The organism is Streptomyces kronopolitis (assembly GCF_014646275.1).
Taxonomy (GTDB): domain Bacteria; phylum Actinomycetota; class Actinomycetes; order Streptomycetales; family Streptomycetaceae; genus Streptomyces; species Streptomyces kronopolitis.
The window spans coordinates 1-2,697 of record NZ_BMND01000089.1; the positions used below are offsets into that span (position 1 = coordinate 1).

Here is a 2,697-nt window from a genome sequence, read left to right on the forward strand (position 1 = left end):
TTCCAATTGTAGGGGTTGAAAGGGTTTTTTGATTGTTTTGAGCGGGTGAGGCGCTGTTTTGTTTGGGTTCGTTTTCTTTTTCTTGCTCTTGTTTGGTTTCTTGTTCATTCTCTTGTTTGCTTGTGAGCTTTCGTTTTTTGCGTTTTTAGTTGCAGGTGGTATCAATAGTCGGTTTTTTGTTTTAAATTGGTTGTAGGGCAAATGAAGCGCAAGAATTGGCTAAAAAATCTGAGTGTTGGAAAAAATTCAAAAAGTCATGATCACTTTTTCAAGCCATTAGCGTTGGAAGAAAAAAACTTTTTGACTGACAGCGCTGAAAAAATTTAATGCAATCTGACTGACTTCAAAAAACTTTATTTGCGTTTTTAGTTGCTTACACAAGATAGCGCAAACCTGGCGTTAGCACAAAGAATTTGAAAAATTCTTGCGGTGTTTAGGGCGTTTTGTGGCGCGTGCTCCCCTTGTTTAACAAATATCTTGTTTATTAATAATATCTTGTTTACGCAGGATCGAACATCGTAAAATAGGGGTGTGCAGAGAGAGAAAACAGAGGTTTTTAATGTTTGCCCATCTCAAAAACAGAGGTTTTTAATGTTAAAAAATAGCCCAAAACAGAGGTTTTTAATGTTAAAAAATAGCCCAAAACAGAGGTTTAATTATTTTATTCTCTGTTTTTTATGCTATAATAACAATGTAGGCGGTATGCATGGCAGTGTCTTTTTTGTGTCAAATTTGGAGCAATTAGCTTGATTTTTGAGTTAATGGGTGGGGAGTGCAGTGGGTGGCACTCTGTTAGGAGACACACCATGAAGTTCATTATCGTTGTGATAGTTTTATTAGTTGTAGTGGTTCTTTTGACACAGCCACTACACTAAAAATACCCCTAGAGTTACCGCTCTAGGGGGTTTGGCTATCGCTACGATCATATCGTCTTTTGCCTTTGAATAAACTAAATAAGGATTTAAAATGCCTAAAGTCAATAACGAACCCAAACCCAATAAGCAACCTAAAAAATTCAAACGCCCAAGCGTTAAAAAATCCCAAAAATACCTGATCACCCAAGACAACCGCTTCATTTACGCTAAATACGGCGATACGACCGCTAACGAATTGAAGTTCTTTTATTATGTGATCAGCAAGCTCAACTCCATCAGCGATAAAGACTTTGAACTCCATGAAGTGCCTATCAGTGAGATTTTAGGGGGGGTGTTAAGTCATGAGAGCGAAGACAACTACACCTACATTAAAAATCTATGCAGAAGCCTATCTAAACGAATACTTGAAGATGAAAGCTTAGTTTATGACCCTGTAACCAAAAAAGAAGAGGAGATGTTTGAAGTTATGGCAATTTTCAAAAGAATACAATACTTGAAAAGAAAAGCTGTAATCTGTTACCAACTCAACGACTGCCTAAAACCCTACTTGCTAGGGCTTAGGAAGAATTTCACACAGATCCCCTTACAACACATTTTGCCCATAAGAAGCGGTTATGCGATCCGCATTTATCAAATGCTTTTGAGCGAACTCAAGCAAAACCGCAACGAATTGACAAGACCTCTGACCCAACTCCAAGATATATTGTGCGTGCCAAAAAGTTTTTATGCGTGGATAGACTTCAAACGCAATGTTTTGGAACCGAGCATCAAAGAAATCAACGCCACCACCGACATTATAGCCAGTTATAGGACGAAAAAAGAACGCCAAAAGATCACTCAAATCGTGTTTGAAATCTGTTACAAAGACCTTCAAAAGCGTAAAGATCAAGCTAAAGACAAAGAACAGCAACGCATTCAAATTGAAGTCATCAAACCGCTAACTGAACTCAAAGACAAAACCCTAGCTTACCCCACCGATCCTCTAGATGAAAACGCTATCATCGCATTAGTGTATCGTGGAATGCATGAAGTCAAAGAAGTGAAAGGCAAGCTACAAGTGGTATTGACTTTAGAAGAAGCCAACAACCCAAGAAAAAAACAGCCACTCACTATATCTAACGCTCATCAAATTGAAAAACTCAAAGCCATGCATGAAAACTATGAAAAAAAGTTTTTCACTCAAAACGTCTCTAAAATCCTCAAAAACAAAGATGGCAGTGGTTTAGCCTTTAGCCAACAAATCCAAGAAAATCTCAAAAAAAGAAAAGAAGAAGACAAGCCAAAGACAACACCAAACACTAAAGCAATGGCTATCATAGAAAAAATCAAGAAACGCAATGTAGCTGATCTTTTTAGCAACAACACACAAGAAGATCCACCTAATCAATGAAATTTTTTTCATTGATCTCAATTGAAAGGACATGCATGCCAGCTAATTCTTTTCTAAATAGCGTATTTGAAAGTCTAGGAAAAAATTTCATGAAGTCTTAGACTTCACTTCTTTTGATCACTAAAAAACTTCAATTTTTTTCTTTCTAACCAACTTTTTGAAAAAAACACGATCCAAAAAAAAATCAGTATTGCGCGCATTCTTGAAATTTTAGCGGCACAAAATCATTTTTAAGTTTTTTTTGATTAAGTTTGATTTAAGAATATCTTAAAAGTGCGTTTTTTAGCCACCTATAAGGTCAAATTGACTTCAATTTTTACGGAATTGAAGTGTTATCCTGCACTTTTTTTTGGTTCTAAAAAATCAAGGAAAAATGAGATTTTTTTAGTCGTTTTTTTGATCTTTCTTGTTTGCTTGTGAGCTTTCGTTTTT

The 2,697-nt window shown here is 36.1% G+C and carries 1 protein-coding gene; it reads left to right on the top strand.

Annotation, left to right across the window (positions count from 1 at the left end; genetic code table 11):
- Window positions 1-966 precede the first annotated feature (966 nt).
- Window positions 967-2,265 carry a replication initiation protein gene (locus IEY78_RS33705; RefSeq protein ID WP_189104808.1) on the top strand — a complete coding sequence of 433 codons (1,299 nt, stop codon included), beginning with the start codon at window positions 967-969 and terminating at the stop codon, window positions 2,263-2,265.
- Window positions 2,266-2,697 lie beyond the last annotated feature (432 nt).

Excerpts from the sequence above, each read along its gene's own strand:
- IEY78_RS33705 (WP_189104808.1), top strand. The coding sequence starts at position 967 with ATGCCTAAAGTCAATAACGAACCCAAACCCAATAAGCAACCTAAAAAA.